The 25,230-nt window shown below is 40.0% G+C and carries 24 protein-coding genes and 1 tRNA gene; all 25 read right to left on the reverse strand.

Features of this window, described 5'->3' with window-relative positions:
- Positions 1 to 149 precede the first annotated feature (149 nt).
- Complete coding sequence (gene ftsH, locus L1765_RS12030) at positions 150 to 2,057, reverse strand: ATP-dependent zinc metalloprotease FtsH (protein WP_236407731.1); 1,908 nt, start codon at positions 2,055 to 2,057, stop codon at positions 150 to 152.
- Positions 2,058 to 2,126: 69 nt separating this feature from the next.
- Positions 2,127 to 2,666 carry a hypoxanthine phosphoribosyltransferase gene (hpt, locus tag L1765_RS12035; RefSeq protein WP_236407732.1) on the reverse strand — a complete coding sequence of 180 codons (540 nt, stop codon included), beginning with the start codon at positions 2,664 to 2,666 and terminating at the stop codon, positions 2,127 to 2,129.
- Positions 2,667 to 2,689: 23 nt separating this feature from the next.
- Positions 2,690 to 4,108: a tRNA lysidine(34) synthetase TilS gene (tilS, locus tag L1765_RS12040; RefSeq protein WP_236407733.1), complete on the reverse strand. Its 1,419-nt coding sequence runs from the start codon at positions 4,106 to 4,108 to the stop codon at positions 2,690 to 2,692.
- Positions 4,109 to 4,431: 323 nt separating this feature from the next.
- Positions 4,432 to 6,924, reverse strand: a complete 2,493-nt coding sequence (gene spoIIE / locus L1765_RS12045) for a stage II sporulation protein E (RefSeq protein WP_236407734.1) — start codon at positions 6,922 to 6,924, stop codon at positions 4,432 to 4,434.
- Between the two features lie 195 nt (positions 6,925 to 7,119).
- Positions 7,120 to 7,196, reverse strand: a tRNA-Met gene (locus tag L1765_RS12050).
- A 122-nt stretch (positions 7,197 to 7,318) separates the two neighbouring features.
- On the reverse strand, positions 7,319 to 7,744 hold the full coding sequence (locus L1765_RS12055; protein WP_236407735.1) for a S1 domain-containing RNA-binding protein: 426 nt from the start codon (positions 7,742 to 7,744) through the stop codon (positions 7,319 to 7,321).
- Between the two features lie 102 nt (positions 7,745 to 7,846).
- A complete protein-coding gene (locus tag L1765_RS12060) occupies positions 7,847 to 8,155 on the reverse strand; it encodes an FtsB family cell division protein (protein WP_236407736.1) in 309 nt (102 codons plus the stop codon).
- Between the two features lie 23 nt (positions 8,156 to 8,178).
- Complete coding sequence (yabQ, locus tag L1765_RS12065; protein ID WP_236407737.1) at positions 8,179 to 8,772, reverse strand: spore cortex biosynthesis protein YabQ; 594 nt, start codon at positions 8,770 to 8,772, stop codon at positions 8,179 to 8,181.
- A complete protein-coding gene (yabP, locus tag L1765_RS12070; protein WP_236407755.1) occupies positions 8,769 to 9,053 on the reverse strand; it encodes a sporulation protein YabP in 285 nt (94 codons plus the stop codon). The genes yabQ and yabP overlap by 4 nt, the downstream gene beginning before the upstream one ends.
- A gap of 48 nt (positions 9,054 to 9,101) precedes the next feature.
- Positions 9,102 to 9,371 carry an RNA-binding S4 domain-containing protein gene (locus tag L1765_RS12075; RefSeq protein ID WP_236407738.1) on the reverse strand — a complete coding sequence of 90 codons (270 nt, stop codon included), beginning with the start codon at positions 9,369 to 9,371 and terminating at the stop codon, positions 9,102 to 9,104.
- Between the two features lie 12 nt (positions 9,372 to 9,383).
- Positions 9,384 to 10,862 (reverse strand): bifunctional methyltransferase/pyrophosphohydrolase YabN, encoded by a 1,479-nt coding sequence (gene yabN / locus L1765_RS12080; RefSeq protein ID WP_236407739.1) that lies wholly within the window; start codon positions 10,860 to 10,862, stop codon positions 9,384 to 9,386.
- A gap of 18 nt (positions 10,863 to 10,880) precedes the next feature.
- Positions 10,881 to 12,515, reverse strand: coding sequence for a putative polysaccharide biosynthesis protein (locus L1765_RS12085; protein WP_236407740.1), 1,635 nt, complete (start codon positions 12,513 to 12,515; stop codon positions 10,881 to 10,883).
- 93 nt (positions 12,516 to 12,608) lie between these two features.
- Positions 12,609 to 13,151, reverse strand: a complete 543-nt coding sequence (gene spoVT / locus L1765_RS12090; protein WP_236407741.1) for a stage V sporulation protein T — start codon at positions 13,149 to 13,151, stop codon at positions 12,609 to 12,611.
- 139 nt (positions 13,152 to 13,290) lie between these two features.
- Positions 13,291 to 14,307, reverse strand: a complete 1,017-nt coding sequence (locus L1765_RS12095) for a peptidylprolyl isomerase (protein ID WP_236407742.1) — start codon at positions 14,305 to 14,307, stop codon at positions 13,291 to 13,293.
- Complete coding sequence (gene mfd / locus L1765_RS12100; protein ID WP_236407743.1) at positions 14,294 to 17,836, reverse strand: transcription-repair coupling factor; 3,543 nt, start codon at positions 17,834 to 17,836, stop codon at positions 14,294 to 14,296. Before mfd ends, L1765_RS12095 begins: the two co-directional genes overlap by 14 nt.
- A 120-nt stretch (positions 17,837 to 17,956) precedes the next feature.
- Complete coding sequence (locus tag L1765_RS12105) at positions 17,957 to 18,187, reverse strand: anti-sigma-F factor Fin (protein ID WP_236407744.1); 231 nt, start codon at positions 18,185 to 18,187, stop codon at positions 17,957 to 17,959.
- A gap of 40 nt (positions 18,188 to 18,227) precedes the next feature.
- Positions 18,228 to 18,788 carry an aminoacyl-tRNA hydrolase gene (pth, locus tag L1765_RS12110; RefSeq protein WP_236407745.1) on the reverse strand — a complete coding sequence of 187 codons (561 nt, stop codon included), beginning with the start codon at positions 18,786 to 18,788 and terminating at the stop codon, positions 18,228 to 18,230.
- 104 nt (positions 18,789 to 18,892) lie between these two features.
- Positions 18,893 to 19,534, reverse strand: coding sequence for a 50S ribosomal protein L25 (locus L1765_RS12115; protein ID WP_236407746.1), 642 nt, complete (start codon positions 19,532 to 19,534; stop codon positions 18,893 to 18,895).
- 112 nt (positions 19,535 to 19,646) lie between these two features.
- The gene (locus L1765_RS12120; protein ID WP_236407747.1) at positions 19,647 to 20,597 is read right to left on the reverse strand and encodes a ribose-phosphate diphosphokinase; all 951 of its coding nucleotides are present in this window, start codon (positions 20,595 to 20,597) and stop codon (positions 19,647 to 19,649) included.
- Positions 20,598 to 20,614: 17 nt separating this feature from the next.
- The gene (gene glmU / locus L1765_RS12125) at positions 20,615 to 21,982 is read right to left on the reverse strand and encodes a bifunctional UDP-N-acetylglucosamine diphosphorylase/glucosamine-1-phosphate N-acetyltransferase GlmU (protein WP_236407748.1); all 1,368 of its coding nucleotides are present in this window, start codon (positions 21,980 to 21,982) and stop codon (positions 20,615 to 20,617) included.
- Between the two features lie 200 nt (positions 21,983 to 22,182).
- A complete protein-coding gene (spoVG, locus tag L1765_RS12130; RefSeq protein ID WP_236407749.1) occupies positions 22,183 to 22,464 on the reverse strand; it encodes a septation regulator SpoVG in 282 nt (93 codons plus the stop codon).
- A gap of 100 nt (positions 22,465 to 22,564) precedes the next feature.
- Positions 22,565 to 23,383: a pur operon repressor gene (gene purR, locus L1765_RS12135; protein ID WP_236407750.1), complete on the reverse strand. Its 819-nt coding sequence runs from the start codon at positions 23,381 to 23,383 to the stop codon at positions 22,565 to 22,567.
- A 46-nt stretch (positions 23,384 to 23,429) separates the two neighbouring features.
- A complete protein-coding gene (gene ispE / locus L1765_RS12140; RefSeq protein WP_236407751.1) occupies positions 23,430 to 24,323 on the reverse strand; it encodes a 4-(cytidine 5'-diphospho)-2-C-methyl-D-erythritol kinase in 894 nt (297 codons plus the stop codon).
- 137 nt (positions 24,324 to 24,460) lie between these two features.
- On the reverse strand, positions 24,461 to 24,643 hold the full coding sequence (locus L1765_RS12145) for a small, acid-soluble spore protein, alpha/beta type (RefSeq protein WP_236407752.1): 183 nt from the start codon (positions 24,641 to 24,643) through the stop codon (positions 24,461 to 24,463).
- 64 nt (positions 24,644 to 24,707) lie between these two features.
- A complete protein-coding gene (gene veg, locus L1765_RS12150) occupies positions 24,708 to 24,992 on the reverse strand; it encodes a biofilm formation stimulator Veg (RefSeq protein WP_236407753.1) in 285 nt (94 codons plus the stop codon).
- Positions 24,993 to 25,230: the final 238 nt, after the last annotated feature.

Here is a 25,230-nt window from a genome sequence, read left to right on the forward strand (position 1 = left end):
ATCCTCCTCTTTTCTACTCTTTTTATATATTTGTGGGCTATTTCTAGTTTTATATTATCACAAGAAATCCATTCATCCTTGCACAATTTTATGAATAATCCACCCAAAAAAGATGCAGGGAAAAACACCCTGCATCTTTTTTCTCATCATTATTCTTCCTTCGATTCCTTTTTTGCTTGAATTTGGACTTTTACTTCATTTTCTTCTTTTTCCTGTATATTCTCTTTTTTGTCTTCAATTTTTCCTTTTTCAAGCAATTGTTCAATTTCATTGGCATCCAATGTTTCTCTGTCCAAAAGTGTTTGGGCCATTAATTCTAATTGATCGCGATATTTAGTCAAGAGTTGTGTGGCTCGTTCATAGCATTCCCGGACAATCCTTTGCATTTCTTTGTCAATCTCGTAAGCAATGGTGTCGCTATAATCCTGTTCATGGGTGAAGTCTCTACCCAAGAACACCTGCCCTTGGGACCTACCGAACTGCATAGGGCCCAATTTATCACTCATTCCAAATTCAGTTACCATTCGTCTGGCAATATTAGTGGCTCTTTGAAAGTCGTTATGGGCACCAGTACTAATTTCACCAAGGACTAATTCCTCTGCCACACGTCCACCTAACAATCCCGTAATTTTATCCAACAATTCAGATCGAGTCATAAAGAAACGATCTTCCTTGGGAAGCATCACCGTATAGCCTCCCGCACTTCCCCGGGGTACTACGGTAACCTTATGAACGGCATCTCCATGCTCCAAATGATACCCAATGATTGCATGGCCGGATTCATGATAGGCGACCAGTTTTTTCTCAAAATCACTGATGATTCTGCTCTTCTTTTCCGGTCCCGCAATGACACGGTCAATGGCTTCATCAACTTCGGGCATATTAACCTTCTTCTTATTTCTGCGGGCCGCAAGCAATGCAGCCTCATTGAGTAGATTCTCTAAATCAGCTCCGGTGAAGCCTGGAGTCCTTCGAGCTATCACATCCAGTTTAACGTCCTCATCAAGGGGCTTATTTCGGGCATGGACCTTAAGAACGGCTTCCCTTCCTTTTACATCGGGCCGATCCACTGTAATTTGTCTGTCAAAACGCCCAGGTCTTAGTAAAGCAGGATCAAGAATATCAGGTCTGTTCGTGGCCGCTACAATAATAATTCCTTCATTGGCACTAAATCCATCCATTTCTACAAGGAGTTGGTTAAGGGTTTGTTCCCTTTCATCATGCCCACCGCCAAGACCGGCTCCGCGCTGTCTACCTACGGCATCGATCTCATCGATAAAGATGATACATGGAGCATTTTTTTTGGCATTTTCAAACAGATCCCTTACCCTTGAAGCTCCAACCCCCACGAACATTTCAACGAAGTCAGATCCGCTAATGCTAAAGAACGGTACACCCGCCTCTCCTGCGACTGCCCGGGCCAGCAATGTTTTACCGGTACCAGGAGGTCCTACCAATAGTACACCCTTTGGAATTCGCGCCCCTAAAGAGGCAAATTTCCTCGGATCCTTTAAGAATTCAACCACTTCCACAAGCTCTGCCTTCTCTTCATCTGCACCAGCCACATCATCAAATGTAACCTTTTTCTTCTCCTCATTGTACAGCTTTGCCCTGCTTTTCCCAAAGTTCATAACCCGGCTTCCGCCGCCCTGGGCCTGGTTTAACAAGAAGAAGAATAAAATAAAGATGATGACAAACGGAATAATTGAAGTCAGAAAGGTCAACCAGACAGAATCACCTTTTTGTTTTACATAGATTTGCTTCACATTGGCTTCAGCCAGTTCCTGAATCACAATATCACTATATAAAGGGCCATTGGTATAAAAAAACCCATTTCCCTGATTCAGCGGTTTTTTCAATTTCCCTTCAATATAATACGTTCCTCCCTCAGGACGAACCGTTACTTCAGCAACATTTCCGGCTTCCAATTGTTGAATAAAATCAGAATAGGTAATCTCTGCTGATTCTGTCCCTTGATTGGCAATAAAGTTCACAATTCCGACAGTTACTAAAAATATAAGCAGATAAAATCCGGTATTCCGGAAAAATCGATTCATTCGTTACCTCCTCTCACAGCCAAACGACTTCCATTATTTTACCACATATATAAGTCTAAGGACAACTTTCTAAATTGAATAAACTTCCGATTTGAGAACACCAATATATGGAAGATTTCGGTATTTTTCGGCATAATCTAATCCATACCCCACAACAAACTCATCTGGCACAACAAATCCGCAATAGTCAGGCTTTAAATCCACTGTTCTTCGATGGGGCTTATCCAAAAGTGTAACCAATTTAATCGTTTCTGCATTTCTCCTCTTCAATATATCAAGAAGGTAGCTGAGTGTTAAACCGCTGTCTATGATATCTTCAACAACTATGACATGTCTTCCTTCTACAGGGGTGTCCAAATCCTTTATAATTTTTACAACACCCGAAGACTTAGTTGAAGCCCCGTAGCTGGAAACAGCCATAAAATCCATTTCCAACGGGATGTTCATTTCCATAATCAAATTGGACATGAAAGGAGCAGCCCCTTTAAGGACACAAATGACCAGGGGATTCTTCTCTTTATAATCTTTAGCTAACTGTTGCCCAAGTTCCTTGACTTTCTCAGCGATTTGTTCTTTTGAAAGCAAAATTTTCTCAATGTCATTTTCCATCATCTGATCCTCCTAGATTTATACTACCCATTCTCCATCTCAATCACCAATATTTTTTTCGTTGTTGGAGAGACCAATGCCATATTGGAACGCTTCACGCCTGCTACCCAAAGAATTTGACCTTTCTCATCCACAACCACTGGAATTTTCTCTCTTTGTTCCTTTGGAATTTTTTCATCTATAAAGATATTCTTTAATTTTTTTCTCCCTTTCATCCCCAAAGGATTCATCAAATCCCCCGGCAATCGACTTCTTACCCAAAGTCTATTCCCAATTAGCTGCTCATAGTCAAAAACAGCCCGATTTGGAGATGAAGCGATTATTCCTAGATTTTCCCCATGTAAATAACAGTTAAACGTACAATTGATTTGGGGAATATAGGTCTTACCTGGTATACGAAGCTCCTCTTGAAAAGTTTCAGATCTTGCGGAAATTCCATTGTCGTAGAAAAAAATTACTTTGTCATATTCTCTTTTTACGGTTAATCCCATGGGTAAATGAATTTCTCCAGACGATTGATTCTCCTTTATAAAATGTTGAACCGATTCAATATGTACATAGGAAATTTCTGTTTTCCCTCTAAACAGATAATTTAATATTAGTTTAATCACTCTTCTTTGTAAAGTAACGGGATAATTTTTCAATGAACGTTTGATTACCCACCTATTTCCGGTGTTCTGGTTCGTCCCCCCATGTTGAGAAACGGATAAAAGGATTTTTTTTGACTCCTTCTCAATATAGGCATGGTCATCTTTTATTTGTTGCTGAAAATGCAAAATGTTTTCCTTTACTTTTGGATTGATGGATTCCAACAATGGGATGACTTCCAATCTAATCTTATTTCTCGTATATTTTGATTTAAGATTAGATTTATCCAAACGGGGATGGAGTTGATGGATCTCACAATAGGCTTCCAAATCATTTTTCCATACGGATAAGAGGGGTCTAATAACCTCAACATCATCGCCTAAGCTTCTTCTTTCAGGTATCCCTTGAATACCGCCACTCCCAGTGCCACGAATCAATCTCATTAGGATGGTTTCCACTTGATCGTCTGCATGATGGCCTAGGGCGATTTTTTTTGCATTCCAAGCTCGGGCAGTTTCCAAAAAAAATTGATACCTCAATTTTCTGGCCGCTTCCTGGGGACCCAATCCTGTTTTCTCCATGAATAAAGGGACATCCATTTTTTTTATCACAGATGGGAGATGTAGTTGATCTGATAATTGTTTCACATAACATGCATCCTCATCCGCTTCTTCTCCTCGAAAACTATGGTTTAGATGAGCAGCAACCAGCCCCATCGGATACCTTTTGCTTAGCTGAAACAAAAGATGGAGCAGAGCAACAGAGTCAGGCCCTCCTGAAACTCCTACCACGATCGTTTCTCCCTCTTGTATCATTTTTTCTGTTATAAGCTTTTTAAAAATGATTTCCAGCATAAAATATTCCTTTCTTCCACCTAATAAAAAAGATTCGTTTTAGATAGAGTATGAAAACGCACATGGAGGTGCTACCTTATACATTGCTACAGGATGTTGTGTTTTTGTTAACCACTTATTTCATGAATGAGTGCTTGGAGGTCTTGGTAAGAGCATTAACACGATACCGAAGATAACAAAAATCGACGATTTCGTCGATTTTTTTAAATCTCACTTCTCCCATCTAACATTTAGCTTTCTGGTATTATACCATATTTCCATACATTCCTCACATCCTGCTCATTCATACATATAAAAGCCCGGAAATATTCCCCGGGCTTTTTCTAAACCACGCTTTTTGGCCTCTCGATCGGGTTATTTCCGGGGATTGATATAGTTGCCCATTCTGGGATGTATGGATCTATCTTTGCCACAAGAACCGTCATATCATCCAATATGTCTCCCTGATGATACCTGACAACTTTCTCCAACAGAATATCTGCTACTTCCTGGGGATCAAGTGTTTTGATTTCAGATATTAATCTTTTTATCCATGCTTCTTTGTTTTGGGTAACCCTTTCCGCATCATAGATGCCATCAGAAACCATAATAAGCAAGTCTCCCGGTTTTAGCTGAATCGACACCACATCCACATCAATCTCATGTAAAATGCCGATGGGCAGGTTATTTGCGGTTACATGCAATACTTGATCCCCTCTCATAATAAAACTGGGGGTTGACCCTACTTTCATAAATCTGGCATTTGCACTGTGGAGATCAATGATTGCCAAATCAAGCGTAGCAAATATCTCATCATTTGTCCGTAACGACAAAATGGAATTGACACTTTTAATGGCTAACGTTTCATCTATTCCTGAACGAAGAATTTGTTGGAGAAGTTCTAACGTTTCACTGCTTTCTTTATAGGCCCGTTCCCCATTTCCCATTCCATCACTAATGGCTAAGACGTACTTGCCATTTCCAAGATCAGTCATCGAGAAACAATCTCCCGAAAGCCACCCCCCTCCTTTGGCTACACTGGCTGCTCCCGTTTCTACCTGATATGCCTTTGCCGAACCCAGACACATCGTGCAATAACCATCAGTAAAGGCATGGCATTCCTTTTTTAAAACAGTGATATTCTCCTGTAAAATATCAGATAATAAAGGAGCCACAATTTTTTCGCACTCATCACGCCCATAACAGGTGGGTTGGCTAATTTCAATATCTACATTTCCTTGCTCCAAATTGATGATCTCTACATTTCTGATCGTCAAACCCAGTTCCTCCAGACGATCCATTATTTGCTGCTCCTGAACATTTAATTCTTGGCTTTCCCGTTGTATTTCCTGGGAAAAGTCATTCATTACTTTTGAAATTCCCAGCAACTGATCTGCCACTATCCTCCTCGCTTCTCCCACTTGCTTCTTCAATATCAATTGGTGCTGGTATGTTTCATATTCTGATTTCATCTGTTGAATAAACTGACTTGATTTAATGCATTTATTTAGAAAAGGTTCGGGCACATCAGATAAGGATATCAATCTTCCCCTTTCCAGCAACCCAATCATGTCTTTCATAAGTCCATACGTATGATCAAATTCCTTATTCCAGCATCGTTCCTTTTTAAAGCATCGATTACACGTTGTCTCTGTTACTATGCTCAGAAAAAAATCATAATGACGTTCTTTTCCTTCCTTCCCTTGAAATATTTGATGATTGAAACTCTTGGAAAGTCGCTTAAATAAATCGGAAAACATTTGCACCTTAGTGGCTGTTGCATCACGTAATTTTGTTACATATTCCTGTTGAGAATAAAGGTGTTCAGGCGTACCTGGAATATATCTGGAAATATTTTTAAAAACAAATGGTGGAATTAGAAAAAAGAAAAATACTGAAACAAAGGTTTCCACGGTGCTTATCCACAGATTTTGCTTATCTCCAGCATAAATCGTAAGAATGGCCGAACCAACGATAAACCCAATGGCTACCCCCCATTTTTTTCCTTCTTTCAGCAAACCTGCCAATAATCCAGAAAAAGCAAGGAGACCAATCTGATCGATAAAGTTAACGTCAGCTAGGCTTAAGATTAATCCAATTACCACACCAACGGCTGCCCCAATGGCCCCTCCCCCAACATAAGCAAATATCAATATCAAAAATCGGGATAAAATATGTTCTACGGAATATCCATTAACCATCCAACCTACCGTACCCGTTAAGACTGAGGCAAGGAATATCATAAGACATACAATTTCTTCCTGCTTCAAATGATGATGATGCTTTTCCAAAACAATAATAGGAAGTGCCTGGATAAAAATTAAGGTTAATACCATGCTTAAAATGGACTCAACGCTGTTCATCAGCCAGGCATATCCTGTCAATTGGTTATAAATGAAATCAACAGCCGCACCTGATATAAAAACAGAGAAAAAAACCATGACCGGTAAGGCTGATATATCCTGAACAGGGATCCTTTTCTTTTTATACATCATTTGTTGAAGAATCAGATAAAAGCCAACAGAGATCATTGTCCCCCAAAACAAAGGAAGGGATTGGGTTCCTGAGCCCAATAACAATGCAAATATGAGAAGAGGCATTTTTGACCGCCGCAAATAAACCATCACGGCCACGTACGGAACGGAAAAAGGGGCAATTTCAGAAAGAATGATAGCGCGACCCAATAAGAAAGCGATGACAAGGGACAAAATTTGCCATTGGATGAATATTTTTTCATATAATTTCATACCTTTAGACTGTATCCAAGATACTCCTTGAACCCATTTCTCCGTACCGGAAAAAGGCTGTGAGATGATTTGATTTTCCTTTCTTAACAAAATTTCCACCACCTTCTAACATTGTGGTTTCCATTATACATAGGATGTTCTATTTATTTTGTCAAAATAGGAAGTCTAGAATAAAAAAAATTCCGACACAAATTCCGGAATATATGACAGAGATAGACAAAAATAAAAACACGTGGATACACGTGTTTGCAGCGATATATGGTATAGGCAATTATTGAACATAAATGGTAGCGGCGGAGGGGATCGAACCCCCGACCTCACGGGTATGAACCGTACGCTCTAGCCAGCTGAGCTACGCCGCCACAAAAATAAACAAGTCACATTCTCTATAATATAATAAATCCATGCTTTCTGTCAAGAATCCATTCGTCAAAAAGCACCCCGAAGGGTGCATGTATTTACCATACTACTTATAATACGAAAATTAAGCCCTCCTGCCTCCTCGACCTCCCCGTTTAGCTTCCGTGTTCCTTTTAAGGGAGGATAGCCTTTCCTCGCTATCTTTCAAGAAACGGTTCATCTTATCCTCAAAAGATAATGAGCTATCCACTTTTTCTCTGGGTCGGCCACTCCTCTGATGGCGTTCCTTCCCGGGGAAATGCTTGGGAGTGGGATTCTCTTTGGCTTTTCTAATAGATAATCCTATTTTCCCATCATTTTCAACATTAATGACTTTGACGGTCACGATATCTTCTACCTTCAGAATATCGTTCACATTTTTCACGTAATTATCAGCGATCTCAGAAATATGAACAAGACCGGTTACTCCACCTGGCAGCTCCACAAAGGCCCCAAAATGGGTAATTCCTGTTACCTTTCCTTCAACCTTGCTGCCGATTTCAATTGCCATAAATTAAAAGATCCTCCTTGATAAAAATAAATGATTGGCTAACTTAGATTATACATAAGCAAAAAAAAAGGTGTCAAGAAAAATGTCTTTTACTCTGATCTGCTAATTGGATGGGATAATAAACAGGATTTCTCCCGGTTTAGCCAAAAAATAGTATTTCCTTGCTAGTTCAGCGACATACTCCTCATCGTTAAGTTTATTCACCTGCTGGTTTAGCTCCTTATATTCCCGATACACTTCTTCTCTCTCTTTTTGATATTGCGTTAATTCAAACTGTTTTTGTTTAATGATGAGAGATTGATCATACCACGTATAAATGGCCCACGCCATAAATAATATCAATATACCCATCATTAACCTTAATCTTCTTTTTTGCCCCTTATTCACCATATCCTGCATTTGTTGGGACATCGTTTTCACCTCGAATAAAGAAGTTATTTTTTCTTTGAAAATAATTTCTTTATTCTTTGAAAAAACCCTTTTTTATTGTAACTTCTATTTTGTTCCTTATTCTTGTTTCCCCAAACCCTGTTAAATGGACGCATCAACCATAGGAACATCCATGTTAATAAATGATACAGCTTAAGAATAATCCACCATACTATCGTTAAAGCTGAAATGAAGATGATCTGTACACTTCTCAAAAGAAAACGGAAAAGGAAGATCAGCGGCTTAATGACTATGAAATGAATCATTTTTTTAACTGATTCATACAATTGAATCAACCATCTCACCAAGCCTATCAAAAACCGCATCATCAAACTACTCATAAAATAAAAGTATAAAATGCCTCCCAGGAAAAGACCCAAAAAAATATAAATTCTTACTTCTCCATCGTTAACAAACAGGAGGGTAAAAAAAACCAATGGAATGGCAAAAAACCAATATAACAGGTCTGTTAGAAACAAAAAGAATTTAGATAACCTAAGAAAGATTCGAAATACCCGGTAAATATCAAAGAGTAAGCCTAAAGCAATTCCGTTGACAACCGTCCACAAAAAGGTATGAAATTGTACGATGATGCTCACTTAAATAATCTGCTAAAGAAACCTTTAGCTTTCTCCGATGAGTAACCTTCATCCAAATAACCAATATCATACACCGTACCTTGAATGGAAACCATACCTTGTTCCAAATTCAAGTGTTTCATATGAAGGTTGATCCCTCTGATGGCTAAAAAACCCTTTTCTGTTTCCAAAATAAATTCTTCGCTGTCAAAACTCTCTACCTGAATAACGCCTGAAATCTCCAATTTTTCTCGATTTACAAGGACAACTTCATGCCTTTTTTTCTTCATATCTTCCACCATAACACGTCCATCCTCCTTTGTACCCATGTTATGGTGAATTTGTCCCATTTAGAACAATTTTTCTTCTATCCGTTCCTCTTTTATGACATTGTATAATTGGCCAGCATCCCCTTTTTTTACATGTTCATCCAGCTTTTCGACTTGAACGGTTATGATCTTTTGCCCGAATCGGATTGAAAGGGTATCCCCAATTTTTATAGTACTGCTGGCTTTCCCCTGAACGCCATTGATCATGACTCTTCCTTGGTCACATATTTCCTTGGCTAACGTTCTTCTTTTGATTAAACGGGAAACCTTTAAAAACTTATCCAGTCTCATAATGATACCTCCTTAAGAAAAGGATTGGTCTTTCTTAGCTTCCTGCCATAATAATTCCATTTCTTCTAAATTGGTATCCTTCCATTCTTTGGACCCTTGGGACAGACGTTTCTCTATATAACGAAATCTCTGCCGAAATTTACGATTGGTCATCATCAATGCTTCTTCCGGATCAATATGAAGAAATCTTGCTAAATTTACCAGGGCAAATAAAAGATCTCCAAATTCCTCCATTTTTTCTTCCTGGGTATTCGCTTGGATCAGTTCAGTAAATTCTTCGTTTACTTTAGCCAGAACCTCCTCCTCCCGCTCCCAATCAAAACCCACCTTGGCTGCCCTTTTTTGCAGTTTGATTGCATCCATGAGGGCTGGCAACCCCTTGGGAATTCCATCTAAAACAGAAAGGGGAGGTTGTCCTTCCTTTTCTGTTTTCTCTAAGGCTTTAATAGCATCCCAATTGCTAACCACCTCCTCAGAATCCCTTACCTTTTGAATGGAAAAAACATGGGGATGTCGACGAATCAGCTTTTTATTTAAATGGAAAATCACATCTTCGATGGAAAAATAGCCATTTTCTTCAGCAATCTGGGCATGAAGCATCACCTGTAAAAGAAGGTCTCCCAACTCCTCTACAAGGGATTCATCATCCTCATCATCAATAGCCTCCAATACCTCATAGGCTTCTTCCAATAAGTATTTTTTCAGGGATTTGTGCGTCTGTTCCCTATCCCAAGGACACCCTTCAGGGCTTCGCAAAATAGAAACAATTCCCTTCAAATAGTTAAAATCCTTATAAAAAATCTCTTCTTTACTTGCAGGCGGGACGTAAACAACGGTTAGATTAGTCATTTCCATCAACCGGTCCAATTCATAGAGAGGTATGGATTGAATCTCCTCCAAACCATCTATCCCTATAGCCGTTGCAACAATCACCTGATAATCATCGGGATATACTTCCATCAATGTGAGTTTCACATCTGACGCGATGACTTTGTCATATACTTGAGCAATTATGGTATGTAAATAAGGGTTTAACATTTCTTTTTTTAGATCAACAGCGTCCAACAAGTGAAACCCCTCAATGGGGTCAATTTTTAAACGGGTGAATAAAGAATCTAAAAAACTTTGTCCTCCCTTAATGTCAACCGTTATTCCATGTTGACCTGATTCGGATAATAAAAGCTGAACGGTTTTCTCTGCAACGAGAGGATGGCCTGGAACCGCATAGATCACAGGCTGATTGTTATCTTTCGCAAGCTGAATGAGGGTTTTGCAAATTTCTGGATAAACCATTTCAAACCGCTCATAACGATCATAGAGATGATCAAATGAATCAAAGGTTACTCCTTCTTCTTGTAATTGATGAATCACCGGATGTTTTAAAGTCCGGGCATATATTTTCTTTTTTTTTCGCAAATACCGATAAATTCCAAAGGGCAACTGATTCAAATCACCTGCTCCCAATCCAACAATCACGATCTGCCTACCCATGGATTTCATCTCCTTCCTTTAAGAATCCTTTAATAGACGAAACCGTTCCAAAAAAGGAATGTACCGCTTCATCTTGGGTACCACTTCCAAATCCCTCCTGGTTAAAGCACCAGAAATAAATAAAGAAATTCCGTATACGAAGGCCCCAACAGAAATAGAAAAAAACGTCACAATGGCTTCGAATGCCCTCCCGGGAGACATCACATATTGTAAACTAAACGCCGATCCTTCCATGACAAGGAAAACGATTCCCGCCATAATAGCAACGGCTGTTAAAGGCTTCATCAGAAATGAAGCGTAAGAAAAAGCAACTCCCGTTGATTTATTTAATCCAATCATGTTTAATATGGTTGCAATCATATAAGCCAATACCGTAGCCAGAGCAGCCCCCACAATGCCCAAAAAAGGGATGAGAGCAAAGTTTAGTGCGATCTTAAACATAACTCCAATAATTAAGTTTCGTGCAGGAAGTACCACATGGCCCAATCCTTGCAATATTCCGGCAGATGTAATTCCCAATGTAGAAAACACGCTGGTAAAAGCAAGGACTGCCATTGCTAAAGTTCCATCATTATCTTGATAAAGGGTAATATTTACAGGTTCGGCAATCACTGCCAATCCTATGGAAGCAGGCAATCCCAATAGCAGAGTAAGCCTCATAGCCAATTCTGTTCTGGCTGCAATGATCTCCCCTTGATTTAATGCTTTCGCTTCCGAAATGGAAGGGACCAAAGCAAGGGATAAGGAAGTAGCAAAAAAGGCAACAAATTGGACAAGGGGCTGGCCTCGATCATATATTCCTTTTAATTCCGTAGCTTGGTCTTTGGTTTCCCCCATGGACTGTAAAATATTTAAGATGGTTGCCGAATCGGCCAATTGCATTAGGGGCAATACAACGGCTCCAAGGCAAATGGGCAAAGCAATATATAAAATTTTGCCCATTAACTGCAAAGCACTTTCCTTAGGAAGTGAAGAAGCCTCTCTAGCAGAAATATCCTTTTGAACAACCTGGTTTCTTCTCCAAAAGAACAGCAGGACAAAAAGAGCCATTAAAGCACCAGTGAAAGCCCCAAAAACGGCCCCGGAGCCTGCATAATATACATCAAATCCATTGTTAATAAACCAGTAAGATAAGACCAAAATTGTAATAACCCGAACGATTTGTTCAGATATTTGAGAAACCGCAGTAGGTATCATGTTCTGATGACCTTGAAAATATCCTCTTAAGGATGCCATAAACGGAACAATTAGTAGAGCATATGAAACGGTTCGAATGGGAAGAACCAGTCGACTGTCCCCCCATAAAGCAGCGATCAGTGGGGCTCCAAAGTATAAGGCAAGAAAGAACAAAAGACCGGTAATCGTAAGAATGAAGGAAGATATCCTAAATATTCTTTTGGCTCCATCTACATCCCCTAGAGTAAGCCTTTCCGAAACCATCTTGGAAATGGCAATGGGAATTCCCGCTGTAGCAAAGATCAATAACGTACTGTATAGGGGATAAACGGCATTATATACATAAAGCCCTTCATTTCCGGTAATATTTTGATATGGGATGCGATAAACAACCCCCAATAATTTAGATAGAAGGGCAGCCGCACCCAAAATGGCAGCTCCCTTGATAAAGGAGCTTGTTTGCAATTTCGACGTCATAGAGAATCTCCTCTCAATACAAACTGAGGCTATTATAACACAGTTCCGGATGCATGTAATTGGTCAAAAGAAAAGCAGGTGGTTCACCTGCTTTTACTGTTCCATTTGTTTGGCTAAAAACCCTGCTGCAGTTTCTGCCATTTTTAGCTCTAAGTCACTCATTTTTTTGTTATCTTCCTTCGTCAGAAGGATAACAGCTCCTATAGGATCTCCCGCCGCTACAATCGGAGATATGGTGAAGGAGGTATAAGTTTCTGGCATGTCTCGAATAATTTCATATTCGCCTTTATTGGTCTCCAATCTGCTTCTGCGTTCCTCCATAGAATTTTCAATAACTGGACCGATCCCTTTTTCCATGTATTCCTTCTTGGATGCACCTGATACGGCAATAATGCTGTCTCTGTCGCAAATAAGTGTGATATGGTTTAAGCTTTCATATAACGAATCTGCGTACTCCTTAGCAAAATCTCCAAGTTCACCAATGGGAGAATATTTTTTTAATATGACTTCTCCATCCCGGTCAACAAAAATCTCTAATGGGTCGCCTTCTCTTATCCGAAGTGTTCTACGTATTTCTTTGGGAATCACTACGCGACCTAGGTCATCAATCCGACGAACAATTCCAGTCGCTTTCATAATCTTGATGCCTCACTTTCTATGGTGTTATCATTATTAATGGTTTCCAAATCACTGTAATTTTAGCGATTCTTGACCATAGTATTTATCTCCACCAAAGATAATATTCACCTACGGGGAGCTAAGAGAATGCCCAAAATTATTTTTTCTCCGCGGGCAACTTCACTTCTTTAACTAAACTGTTTAATTCCTTTGTCACAAATTGATTGTAAACCTGATTCATGATATCCACTTTTACTTCTTCCCGGACGTCTTCTAAAGGCAGCACTCTGCGCTCTTCCACTTTCATAATATGATATCCATAGGTCGTTTCTACTGGATCACTGATTTTACCAATGGGGAGACTTAAAGCAGCCGCTTTAAACTCAGGAACCCATTCGGTTACCCTAACATTGCTATAAAGGCCTCCATTATCCTTACTTCCTGGATCATCAGAATATTCCTTGGCTAAAACTGCCATATCTTCTCCGTTTCGAATTCGTTTTGCAATGTCTTCCGCTATTTTCAGTGCTTCTTCTTTCTTCTTCCCTTCAAAGGCAATCAAAATTTGTCTAACAGTAGCCACGGTATATGCCCCTTGGTTGTCTTGATAACTTTTTTCAATGGCCTCATTCGTCACCTGTTTATCCAAATAGTATTCCACTTCTTTATATCTCGTATAGTAATCGATCACATCATTGGAAGTAATGTTTAATTGCGTTAACAATTGGTCCACTTTTTCCTTAGAACCCATAAGAGATGTGTATGTCTTTACTGCCTCATCGTACATTTTCTCAGCTTCTTCTCTTGCCCTTTTTTCCTCGTTTATCCTTGAAGCCAAAATGATCTCCCCAAGATAACCATCCAGGAAAATCCTGCGATAACTAGGGTCATTAATCGCCAAGTTGTATTGAGGATTCACAAAGGATTGAATTGCTAGATATTTTTCAAATTCTCCAGCCGTTACATTTCCTCCTTCATATACGGCAATTTCGGTATCAGGGTCAACACCCAATGAAAAATTGGGTACCTTATGCTCCCCTCCATTTTCAGCTTGGCTTTCGTTAGGTTGATTGATTGTTTTCTCTTCTGCTTTTTTTCCTCCGCATCCGGCCACTAACCCTATAGAAATAAGGGCTATGACAAGCAAAAGGAGCGTTTTTTTACTTGGCAGCATGCTTTAGTTCCCCTTTCTGCTTTTTGACTTCATCCAATTGACTAAATAGTTGATCCAGCATTGAAAAAATTTCTTCTTGTGTTAACCCTTTTACTTTAACAGTGATACCAATGGATTGTCCATAGGATAATCCTACCCTTCGTTCATATTTGCTCACCAATGCAAACAGTTTTCCCCCATCGATCCCTTGATTCTGATCAGGATGGAAGATAACTTCCACAACCTGATCCTTTTGCTCAATCTTCACAATTCTGTGGATAAAAGCGTAGGCCCTTAATTTGGCAATCTGAAGAAGATTTAAAACCGGAACAGGAGGATCTCCAAATCGATCCAACAGTTCTTCCTCCACCTCTAACACATCCTCCAAATTTTTAACCGATGCAATTTTTTTATACATCTGGATTTTTTGTGAACTGTCCGTAATATACCCGGCAGGAATATAGGCATCCACATGTAATGAAATTTCCGGCTCAACAGGGGGCAGAGCTTCTGCTTTTTCTCCCTTTAATTCCTCTATGGCTTCCTTTAACATTTGGCTGTATAAATCAAAACCAACAGAAGCGATAAATCCATGCTGTTCAGCTCCCAATAGATTTCCAGCTCCCCTAATTGCCAAGTCCCTCATGGCAATTTTAAATCCCGACCCTAACTCAGTAAACTCTTTGATCGCCTGTAAGCGCTTCTCGGCTACCTCCGTTAAAACCTTATCCCTCTGATAAGTAAAGTAAGCATAAGCGATGCGATTGGATCTTCCTACCCTTCCTCTTAATTGATACAATTGAGAAAGTCCCATCTTATCCGCATCATATATAATCAATGTATTTACATTTGGAATATCTACTCCGGTTTCAATAATGGTCGTACTCACCAATACATCAAATTGGCCATCCAGAAAGTCAAGCATTGTTCGTTCAAGTTCATTTTCCGACATTTGGCCATGGGCTACAGCCACCCTAGCTTCAGGTACCAGGGAAGCAATTTGTTCTGCCATTTTATAAATCCCTTTCACCTGATTATAAAGAAAGTAAACTTGTCCTTCTCTGGCCAATTCCCTTTCAATCGCTTCACGGACCAGAGCAAAACTAAACTCAACCACATACGTTTGAATAGGAAAACGATTCTCCGGGGGAGTCTCAATGACAGATAAGTCCCGAACACCCAGCATTCCCATGTGTAGAGTTCTGGGAATGGGGGTTGCCGTTAAAGTTAGCACATCTACGTTTGCTTTTAACTTCTTTAATTTTTCCTTATGAGTAACTCCAAATCGCTGCTCTTCATCAACTATCAACAATCCCAAATCTTTAAATTGCACATCCTTTGAAAGCAGACGATGGGTTCCTATCACAATATCCACTAATCCCTTTTTTAATCCGTCAATGGTTTTTGTTTGTTCTTTCCTTGAACGGAATCGGCTTAATACGTCAATTTCGATAGGATATTCACTAAATCTTTCCTTAAATGTCTTAAAATGCTGTTGGGCCAGAATGGTTGTAGGAACTAACAATGCAACTTGTTTGCCGTCCATAACAGCTTTAAATGCAGCACGAATGGCTACTTCGGTCTTTCCATATCCCACATCACCGCAAAGAAGCCGATCCATAGGGCTGCTCTTTTCCATATCCTGTTTGACTTCTTGTATAGCCCTTAACTGATCCGGCGTTTCCTCATAAGGAAACAGGGATTCAAATTGCGCTTGATCAGGTGTGTCTTTGGAAAACGCAAAACCTGGGGTCGATTCCCTTTTGGCATACAGTTTAATTAAATCAGCAGCAATATCCTGTACGGATGACCTCACTTTATTCTTGATGCGTTTCCATTCAGAACCGCCCAAGCTGTATATTTTGGGCTCTTTCTCTTCACTTCCAACATACTTCTGAACCTGATCGATCTGTTCAACAGGAACATATAATTTATCATTTCCAGCATATTTAATGTGCAAATAGTCTTTATGAACTCCATTGATTTCTAACGTTTCGATGCCAAGATATTTACCAATTCCATGATTTACATGGACGACATAGTCTCCTGCCTGAAGGTCCAAATAATTTTTTATTCGTTCCGCGTTGTTTAACTGTTTAATCTTTCGTACCTTTCGCAATTTCTGGGTAAAAACTTCCCCTTCTGTCACAACCGCCAAACGAATCCCCGGAAGCTCAAAACCTCCCTGAAGAAGGCCCTGCCGAACCGTAGGGCGGCTGGAAAGGGGAGTGTCTTTGTTCACCCAGCTTACATCCATCCCATAATCATTTAGGACTCTTTCAAGCCTTTTTCCCCGTTCCTCATCTCCAGCAAGAAATACCATTCGATATCCGCTTTTCTCCCAACGTTCCACTTCTCCTTTTAACACATTCATCTGCCCATGGAAATTTTGTATGGCGCGGCTAATCATGTTGATGATATTCTGAGGCTGAAGTTTGGACACTTGCCGTAAAAATAAAGAGAAATGAAGGACGGGAAATTTCCGTTGGCCAAAAAAAGCATCCTTATCTCTTGATATCGATATTGACGTCAGCATTTCTCCCTGCTCAAGAAGAGTCATTTGCCATTCCCTTTCATTCTTTTCCATTTGTTCTGCCACATCCAGAACCCTAGAAGGTTCATCAATCATGAGAATGGTATCATTATGCGCATAATCCAATAGGGTTTCTGTCTTTGGATACAACAATGATACATATTTGTATAATCCCTGAAAGGTTTGCCCCTGCCTTAACTGCTCAATTTCCCATCCTAATTTTTCTACTAATCTTTCTTTTATTTCTTCATCCTTTATAGATTTTAGTGCATCTGATAATTTTTTCTCCAACTCATCGGCAGCCATTTGCAACCGATTAGGGGAAACAATCAGTTCATCCCGAGGGGGGATAACAATCTCTTGTACGTTCTCCAATGAACGTTGGTTTGATGGATCAAATCGTCGAATAGAATCCACTTCATCATCAAATAATTCTATCCGGATGGGTGAGTCATAGATCAATGGGAAAATATCAATAATCCCTCCCCTGATACTAACCTCACCAGGATCCTCTACCATCTCAACTCTCTCATATCCTAGTTCAATTAATTTCTGAACGAACTCTTCCAAGTTAATCATTTCTCCCGAAGAAACGATCAATTGGGATTTTTTCCAAACTTCAAGCGGAGAAAGGAGCTTCCTGATGCCTGCATAAGGAACGATGGTTACCAGTTTCTTCCCGGTTGATAGCTGATTTAAAACAGCTATTCTCTGACTTAGACTTTCAGGACTGGCCGCAGCAACCTCAAAGGGATTCAACTCATTGGCAGGATACAGGACAACCTGTTCTTCCCCCAGTAGTTCAACCAGATCTTCATAAACTTTTTGAGCTTGGAACATATTATGTGTAACCACAATCAATGATCTGTTAAGATGGTAAAAACAGGAAGCAAAAAATAAATGCCTCGCAGACCCGCTTAACCCTGTGATAAGCTGCTCTTTTAATCCCTTATTTATGCCTTCTGCCACCGTCTGAAAATCCATGTCCCTTATCATATTATCTATTAAGGGATTCATCGGTAAAACCTCCACTCCCTGTCAAATTCATCACGCCTACCATATCCACAAAAACGGATTGGGCCGAAAGTACAAAATAAGCCTTAGCGAAATGGCCAAGGCTTGGACCGCTTCACAATTTTACTGCACATGTGTGAATAGCAAAGACATTTCCGGATAGCGCTCTATCGTTTCCTGACAGTGTTCACAAAGAATATTTGCTTGCACAGTTCCATCCGGCTGATAAGAAAGAATTTGATTTCTCTCATCCGGCGATAACAAATGAAAACCAAGCTGAGATTCAGTTACTCTTGGATCATTTATAGTTCCGATATGTGTTCTGCAATACCTGCAAATATAGTGGACGGCCATAATAGCACCTCCCCATTGGGTGATACTATCATTATGACCGTTATCCATTGTAACCATTCATCACCTGAACGAAAGGTTTATGAATCCAATCCATTGCTGCTTCCCCTGCCCGTTGGATTGCTTTTTCTATTTGTTCCCTTTCATCCTTTTGAAAAGGGGAAAGGACATAATCGGCAACATCAATCCCCGGCATGGGTTTTCCTATACCTATCCTTATGCGTTTAAATTCATCAGAATGCAGGTGGGAGATGATAGATTTCAACCCGTTATGCCCCCCGGAACTTCCTTTTTCCCTCAATCTTATTTTTCCTACAGGAAGATCCAAATCATCATAAATGACCAATAATTGCTCAATCGGTACATCAAAAAAATGGATGGCTTCTTTAATGGAATCACCGGATAAATTCATATAGGTCATTGGTTTTAGCAAAATCAGCTTTTCCGTCTCCACTAACCCCATTCCATAGACGCCTTTAAACTTATTTTTTGATAACGGGATTCCTACCTGTTGGCTAATATAATCCACGACCCGAAAACCAATATTATGCCTTGTCTTTTCATATTCACTTCCCGGATTGCCCAAACCTGCGATTAATTTCATCTTACTCTCCTTCTTAACCTATCCTTACTCTTTAATTATTATCCTATTGCAAATGAAAGCGCAACCTCAACTGGTTGCGCAAAATGATTAGGCTTTCTTCTCAATTATGTGGCCGCATCAATACCGGGTCCATCTTCTGCCCCTACAACAACAGGTTCTTCCTTGGGCGCTTCCAATTGGGCATCCTGATTTAATCGTTTAGGAGCCAATATGGAAAGGATCAATTCTTCTTGATCATTTTGCACTTCAATTCCCTTGGGAACGTCAAGGTCTTTTACCTTAAGCGTATCTCCAATATCCATATGCCGAATATCTACAGAAACGTCTTCTGGAATTCGATCAGGAGTACACCGGATATCCAATTCATTCCTCTGACGCTGAAGAATCCCACCTTCAAGAACTCCCCGGGATTCACCCACCAAATGAATCGGTACAGTTGTCAAAATCTTTTCGTTCATTTCTATTTGATGAAGATCCACATGAAGAATATTCCCTGTTACCGGACTTCTTTGAATTTCAGAAACCATGACCGGAAACACATCATCCTTAATCTGGAGCTTGAAATATCGGCTGTTGCCATGCCCCCTTAACATATTGGTAAGATCCTTCAACGGAAGATATACCGGCTTCGTGAATACCCTTTTTCCATATAACACTCCTGGAATGTTTCCTTCCCTGCGCAATTGGTGGTTGACCGACTTCTTCCCAGGTTCTCTGTCAAAAGCCTGCAACAGACTTTCATTCATATTAAACCCTCCTGAACTTGGAATTAAAAATAAGTATTCCCTGTTCAGGAAAGAAATATCCGCTACTACTTCTATAGGGTCGGAACTAAAGAATTCACTTAAGTACAATGACCTAGTCAAATAATTTACTAACAGAAAGTTCCTCGTGAACCCGAATAATTGCTTCACCGATCAATGGGGCAACAGAAAGAATAGTCGCCTTCTCCAATTTCTTTTCTTCCGGCAGTGCAATGGTATTGGTTACGACCAGTTCTTTAATGACCGATTTTTCAATCCTTTCAATGGCAGGACCGGACAATACTGGATGAGTACAACATGCATATACTTCATCTGCTCCACTATCCATTAGTGCTTCGGCTGCCAAAGTAATCGTTCCCGCTGTATCGATAATATCATCTATGAGAATAGCTTTTTTCCCTCTTACATGACCAACAATATTCATAATTTCAGCAACGTTAGGCTGAGGTCTTCGTTTATCTATAATGGCAATCGGTGCTTTTAACCGCTCCGCCATTTTCCTTGTCCTTGTTACACCTCCATGGTCAGGTGAAACAATCACAATATCATCCAATTCCTTTTCCTGAAAATATTTTGCCAAGATTGGAACCCCAATCAGATGATCAACAGGGATATCAAAAAAACCTTGAATCTGAGTGGCATGCAAATCCATTGAGATAATACGATGGGCTCCAGCAGTCTCAAGCAAATTAGCCACCAGCTTGGCGGTAATGGGATCCCTTGCTCTTGTCTTTCTGTCCTGTCTGGCGTATCCATAATAAGGAATAACCACATTAATACTTTTGGCGGAAGCCCTTTTTAGTGCATCCAACATCACCAGCAATTCCATGAGATGTTCATTCACTGGAGCACTTGTGGATTGTATTACAAAAACATCAGCACCGCGGACACTCTCATTCAATTTTACAGAAATCTCCCCATCACTAAAACGGGTGGTTTGGGCATTTCCTAATGGCAATCCAATATGATCTGCAATTTCCTTGGCTAAGCCGGGATTAGAACTGCAACTGAAAACCTTTAATTTCGGATCACGATAATTTGGCATTACTTAAAAAACCTCCATTAGTCCTTTTTCTTTTTATCGGTATAATTTAATTTATTTGTTTGTCTTTCCCGGGCAATTCCAAGGGCTTTGTCAGGAACATCCTCTGTAATCGTAGAACCAGCAGCTACGTATGCATCTTCACCAATGGTAACTGGCGCAACCAGATTGGTATTGCAGCCAATAAAGGCGCCATCCTTAATATGGGTTCTATGCTTATTGACCCCATCATAATTCACGGTAATGGCTCCGCAGCCTACATTTACATTTTCCCCCACATCAGCATCCCCAATATAGCTTAAATGGGATACTTTACTCCCTGTTCCAAGTGTGGAGTTTTTAATTTCAACAAAGTCCCCTACTTTTGTTAGAGAACCAATGGAGGACCCTGGCCGGATATAAGTAAATGGTCCGACTTTTGCCTTGTCACCCACTTCACTTTCCAGCATGACGGAATAATGAAAATGAACCTCATTTCCTATCCGCCCATCTTTAATATCTGCATTGGGACCAATAATGCAATTTTCTCCAATCACTGTACTTCCCTTTAAGAACGTTCCTGGATAGATAATGGTATCTCTACCAATCAAGACATCTGGTTCAATATAGGTATGGTCGGGGTTAATAATCGTGACTCCATTTTTCATATGCTCACGGCATATTCGTTTTCTGAGGATATCCTCCGCTTTGGAGAGAGCCACACGATCATTGATACCAATCATCTCTTCAGGATCTTCCGTGACGTAAGCACCAATTGGATGATGATCGTTTCGGAGAATTTCGATGACATCGGTCAAATAATATTCCCCCTGGGCATTCTCATTATTAACCTTACTTAGCGCCTCAAAAAGCAATTTATTATTAAAACAATAAATTCCTGTATTGATTTCCCGTATTTTTTTTTCATCATCCGATGCATCTTTTTCTTCAACAATCCGCTCCACTTGATCATTTTGTCTGATAATTCGTCCGTATCCGGTAGGATCATTGATATAAGTGGTTAATATCGTGGCTGCCAGCCCGTGATACTCATGAAATTGACGCATTTTCTCCAGTGTATCGCTGGTAATAAGCGGTGTATCTCCACAAACCACAAGTGTTGTTCCTTCTTCGTTGGCTAATCGTTCCTTCGCCTGAAGAACAGCATGGGCAGTTCCTAATTGCTCCTCTTGAATCACATATTTTGCCCTTTCACCCAGTTGTTTTTTGACCGCTTCTGCCCCAAACCCTACGATAACGACAATTTCATCCATTTGCAATTGTTTTAACCGATCGACAACATATTCTACCATAGGCTTGCCACAAATTTTATGTAAAACTTTATATTGCTTGGATTTCATCCTCGTTCCTTGTCCGGCAGCTAATATGAGACCAAACTGTTTGCCCATAATAACCTCCATTTTCCCTCAAACATTCCATACTGACTATATCTTAAACATTTCAGTTTTGCAACAAAGAGAAGAAGGAAATTCTTTCTTTTCCGGTTCTTAAGACATGGATTTTAACGCTCATGACCCGAAGGGTCATAGATCTTTAGTAGGAATCACATGAAAAAGGGACTTCTGATGAAGTCCCCCGATAGTAAATATTAAGCTCCTTCTTCCAGTTGCTCTTCTTCTCCAACACGCTCATATTCAGCTAAAACAGCCGACTGAATTTTTTCCCTCGTGGAGGATGAAATGGGATGGGCTATATCCCTAAATTCCCCATCTGGAGTTCTTTTGCTCGGCATCGCTACAAACATACCATTGTTTCCGTCAATGACTCGAATGTCATGGACAACGAATTCATTGTCGATGGTAATGGAAGCGATGGCTTTCATGCGCCCGTCCGTATTAACCCGACGCAATCTTACATCAGTAATTTCCATTCTGTTTCACCACCTTTTTCCATCATGGGAGCTTGGTGAATTATTTCAACACAATCCGCAAAATTCCTTCCTATCCAATGAAAAAATCTTAATTTTTTTATCAGTGAAACAGATTTCCGGGAACGACTTTAATCAGCTTATCTTTAACATCAACGGATTTTAACTGAGCTAAGGATACATATCCCTCGACCAGCCTTTCCTCTGCCTGTTCCGCTTCAACAAAGACTCCGGTGCCGACAACATCGGCGTCAAATTCCTGAAGGAGATCCATAATACCTTTAATCGTTCCACCAGCCTTCATGAAATCATCGATGATAAGGACCTTTGCTCCCTCAACCAATGCCCTCCTTGCTAGGGACATGGTCTGAATTCTCTTGCTTGAACCGGAAATATAGTTAATGCTTACCACCGAACCCTCTGTCACCCGATTATCCCTTCGAACAATCACAACCGGAATTTGCAGATATTGAGCAGTGGCATAGGCAAGGGGAATCCCTTTTGTTTCTACAGTTAAGATAAATTCTGCTCCTTGATCAACAAAGACGCTGGCAAAAATTTTACCAATCCGATTTAATATAGCAGGATTTCCTAAAATATCAGACATGTATAAATAACCGCCTGGGAGGATCCGCTCCGGTTTCTCCAGGGAATGACAAATCTCCTGAAGAAATGACTCCATGATTTTTTTATCCATAAGGGGGATATATTTCACCCCCCCGGCTGCTCCTGCTAAGGTTTTTAATTGACCAATGCCCTCGGCTTCAAAGGTTTCCTTAATAATAGCCAAATCTTCACTTATGGATGATTTGGCTGATTCATACCGCTCTGCAAAATGGGCCAGTGGGAAAAGGGTATGGGGCTGAGAAATCAGTTGATATGTAATCTCAACTAAACGTGCACTTCTCCTTAATTTTTTCACTGAAAAATCCTCCAAAACCGAATATTATGTAGAGACTATAACATTTTTATACGGTTTTTTGCAATAGTTTCCCGTCGTTTTTATAATCGCCTAGTAAGCGAACGACGTAAACCTCTTGGCAAAATCCCCTTAATGCATTATAAATCCGTTGAGCCTGATTTCTTCTCTGGACTAATCCATAAACGGATGGACCGCTTCCGGACATCAAAACCCCGGTTGCTCCAAAACGGATCATCTGTTCTTTAATTCGCTTTACCTTTGGATAAAGCTTCAAAGTAACTTCTTCAAGAACATTCCCTAAATGGTTGCAAATCTGATGAAAATCCTTTTTCTCAATGGCCTCAATCATCTCTTTTGTGTTCGGGTGTTTTTCAATGGATTCTACTTGCAATTGCCTATATATTTCAGAAGTAGAAACACCGATTGGAGGTTTGGCCAATACTACCCAACAGGGCGGGGGAGATGAAATTGGAGTAATGATTTCTCCTCGTCCTGTTGCCAAAGCAGTTCCCCCGTACAAACAAAAAGCTACATCAGATCCGATCTGATTGGCAATGGGCAATAAGTGTTCCAATGGTAAATGCAGCTGAAATAACTGATTTAATCCCTTTAATACGGCAGCTGCATCACTGCTTCCACCAGCCAATCCTGCGGCAACCGGGATATACTTGTCAATGGATATATGAACCCCCTGGTTAATTTCCATTTCTTCCTTAAACAATTTCGCTGCTAGATAAGCTAAGTTTCGTTCATCAGATGGCACAAAACCTGCTGAACAGGAAACCGTTATCAATTTATCATCCCTTAAGGAAATATCCAACCGGTCTGCCAAATCAATCATTGTCATAATCATTTCTACTTCATGATATCCATCTTCCCGTTTCTTCAACACATCAAGTAACAGGTTTATCTTAGCCGGAGCCTTCATTGATATGTTCATTCTTTCACCTTCTTCTTCCTAAGGCCGTTCAATTATGTACAATGCGCTATACATTTTATCACTTGTTGACGGTGGTTTCCAGAGCTGAAATAAAGAAAGGGGGTTAAGAAACCCTAACCCCCTGTCAGCATGCAGATTTAAGATTGGCGATCTTTTGCTAAACTTTGCTCTGCAATTTGAATGGCTCTTTTTACCATATTTCCAGCATCCCGGGTGGTTATTCCTCCCCACCCTTCTCTTTTTACGACATCATAAAAACCTAGGTCCTTAGCTAGTTCTTCCTTAAATTCTTCGGTCATGATGCCTCTTCGCCGAGCCATGGTAACCTCCTTTTTCCGCAGCTGACATCTTTAGTATGTCCAAAAGCTTAAAAAACAGTAGAAACTACCTACTGTTTTCATTCACGTATGAGATCTTTAATTGTCCACCTTCTGTACAAACCGTCAGTTCCACCGTATCAGTCAAAATATCTGCATAGCTGTAGGAAACTCTTTCAAAAGAGTGCTGATCCTGATCCAATTTTATGATGAAAACTGAAGGGTATGTTTCTTCGAGAACTCCTGTTCTTTCAATGGTTTTCCTACGACCTCCGTTGGCCCGAAGAATAATTTTTTCTCCTTTATGGGCATCTAAGCTTCGCTTAATATCCAAAAGTGCATTTTTTGCCATTGAAATTACCACCTCACTTATCTGAATTATACCATTTAACCTTTATTATGTCAAATAAATTGTTTATTATAGCAGGGTGACAAGATGATTGTCAATATAATTATTCTTAAATGTTGAACGTCTGTGATATTGTCATATTGTAACGCATCAGTGAAAATGTCACTATGGGACAGGAGAGAATAACTTTGAGCAAAAAAGAGTTGAAGCGTTACAAAGTCATTGAACAACTGATTCAAGG

The organism is Microaerobacter geothermalis (assembly GCF_021608135.1).
GTDB classification, from domain to species: domain Bacteria; phylum Bacillota; class Bacilli; order DSM-22679; family DSM-22679; genus Microaerobacter; species Microaerobacter geothermalis.

What these genes read in the sequence shown, in the direction of transcription:
- L1765_RS12095 (WP_236407742.1), bottom strand. Translation starts at nt 14,307, where the DNA reads ATGCTGCCAAGTAAAAAAACGCTCCTTTTGCTTGTCATAGCCCTTATT.
- veg (WP_236407753.1), bottom strand. Translation starts at nt 24,992, where the DNA reads ATGGCAAAAAATGCACTTTTGGATATTAAGCGAAGCTTAGATGCCCAT.
- ftsH (WP_236407731.1), bottom strand. Translation starts at nt 2,057, where the DNA reads ATGAATCGATTTTTCCGGAATACCGGATTTTATCTGCTTATATTTTTA.
- mfd (WP_236407743.1), bottom strand. Translation starts at nt 17,836, where the DNA reads ATGAATCCCTTAATAGATAATATGATAAGGGACATGGATTTTCAGACG.
- pth (WP_236407745.1), bottom strand. Translation starts at nt 18,788, where the DNA reads ATGAAATTAATCGCAGGTTTGGGCAATCCGGGAAGTGAATATGAAAAG.
- tilS (WP_236407733.1), bottom strand. Translation starts at nt 4,108, where the DNA reads ATGCTGGAAATCATTTTTAAAAAGCTTATAACAGAAAAAATGATACAA.
- ispE (WP_236407751.1), bottom strand. Translation starts at nt 24,323, where the DNA reads ATGAACATATCAATGAAGGCTCCGGCTAAGATAAACCTGTTACTTGAT.
- L1765_RS12060 (WP_236407736.1), bottom strand. Translation starts at nt 8,155, where the DNA reads ATGTCCCAACAAATGCAGGATATGGTGAATAAGGGGCAAAAAAGAAGA.
- L1765_RS12145 (WP_236407752.1), bottom strand. Translation starts at nt 24,643, where the DNA reads ATGGCTCGGCGAAGAGGCATCATGACCGAAGAATTTAAGGAAGAACTA.
- hpt (WP_236407732.1), bottom strand. Translation starts at nt 2,666, where the DNA reads ATGGAAAATGACATTGAGAAAATTTTGCTTTCAAAAGAACAAATCGCT.
- L1765_RS12085 (WP_236407740.1), bottom strand. Translation starts at nt 12,515, where the DNA reads ATGACGTCGAAATTGCAAACAAGCTCCTTTATCAAGGGAGCTGCCATT.
- L1765_RS12120 (WP_236407747.1), bottom strand. Translation starts at nt 20,597, where the DNA reads ATGCCAAATTATCGTGATCCGAAATTAAAGGTTTTCAGTTGCAGTTCT.
- L1765_RS12115 (WP_236407746.1), bottom strand. Translation starts at nt 19,534, where the DNA reads ATGAATGAAAGTCTGTTGCAGGCTTTTGACAGAGAACCTGGGAAGAAG.
- spoVT (WP_236407741.1), bottom strand. Translation starts at nt 13,151, where the DNA reads ATGAAAGCGACTGGAATTGTTCGTCGGATTGATGACCTAGGTCGCGTA.
- L1765_RS12075 (WP_236407738.1), bottom strand. Translation starts at nt 9,371, where the DNA reads ATGAGACTGGATAAGTTTTTAAAGGTTTCCCGTTTAATCAAAAGAAGA.
- L1765_RS12055 (WP_236407735.1), bottom strand. Translation starts at nt 7,744, where the DNA reads ATGGCAATTGAAATCGGCAGCAAGGTTGAAGGAAAGGTAACAGGAATT.
- L1765_RS12105 (WP_236407744.1), bottom strand. Translation starts at nt 18,187, where the DNA reads ATGGCCGTCCACTATATTTGCAGGTATTGCAGAACACATATCGGAACT.
- yabP (WP_236407755.1), bottom strand. Translation starts at nt 9,053, where the DNA reads ATGGTGGAAGATATGAAGAAAAAAAGGCATGAAGTTGTCCTTGTAAAT.
- glmU (WP_236407748.1), bottom strand. Translation starts at nt 21,982, where the DNA reads ATGGGCAAACAGTTTGGTCTCATATTAGCTGCCGGACAAGGAACGAGG.
- spoVG (WP_236407749.1), bottom strand. Translation starts at nt 22,464, where the DNA reads ATGGAAATTACTGATGTAAGATTGCGTCGGGTTAATACGGACGGGCGC.
- yabN (WP_236407739.1), bottom strand. Translation starts at nt 10,862, where the DNA reads ATGGGTAGGCAGATCGTGATTGTTGGATTGGGAGCAGGTGATTTGAAT.